The organism is Spirosoma luteolum, assembly GCF_054778875.1.
The window spans coordinates 1-819 of sequence record NZ_BAAGZE010000010.1 but is presented as its reverse complement, the minus strand read 5'-3'; the positions used below and the strand labels follow the sequence as shown (position 1 = coordinate 819).

The window sequence follows — 819 nt, the reverse complement described above, 5'->3', positions numbered from 1 at the left end:
GCGTGTAGCCCCGAAGTCAACGTGCAAGAGCCGGTGTCGGTCAACCAGTCGGCCCGCATCGAGGCGGCGGCCAACCTGCGTTTGTACGCCGGACTCATCGCCGAGTCGCTCCTGGATCCCGCCACTGCACCCGAGGTCTACCAGCGCGTGCTATTGGGCTACGAAGGACAGTCGGCTATACCGCTCTCGTTTCTGGTGGGCGGCACCATGCCCGATGCCAAGGCAAGTAAACTCAGCCAGAAAGCCCGCGCCCCCCTCTTTGAGAAACAGCTGCGGCAAAAGGGAGCCCTGGCCAATCAGCGCGGGGTGGTGGCCAACCTGGTGCAAGCTGTGACTGAGCAGCAGGTTGAGCTCTACTGGCCCTACTGGCAGGAGTGGAACGGCCGGGAGCTGCCGACAATCACCTTTACCCCCGCCGAGAGTACAACCGAAAGTATTGGCTACAAGCCGGTGCTGCTCAAGAACGGCACCATCAAGCTGGAGCAGGTTCGCGTCGATGACGACTACGCATTCGCTCATCCAACCTGGATCTTGCGCCACCACACAACGGTTGATCCACGGAACAGCTTAAAGGGTCGGTTTCTGCCTAATTTCATGCAGGGCCCCCGGTTAACGTTTGTTGACAATCAGCTGGTCAGCGCGGTTGAGACTGAGCAAGGGGGCACTTACCAAACCCACAACGAGGAGCTGCCCCAGCCGGACCCTGACGGGGAAACGTTTAGCCCTACCGACCCTGGCTACTACTATAGTACGGGTTCCTCGGATCTAGGTCCAGGTTTTGTTCCGGGGCCCGCCAACGGGACGGCAGATGTTAACGAG

The 819-nt window shown here is 60.2% G+C and carries 1 protein-coding gene; it reads left to right on the top strand.

The window, feature by feature from the left end:
* A partial coding sequence (locus tag ACYVAC_RS16170; RefSeq protein WP_461098792.1) for a hypothetical protein occupies window positions 1-819 on the top strand: 819 nt, incomplete at both ends.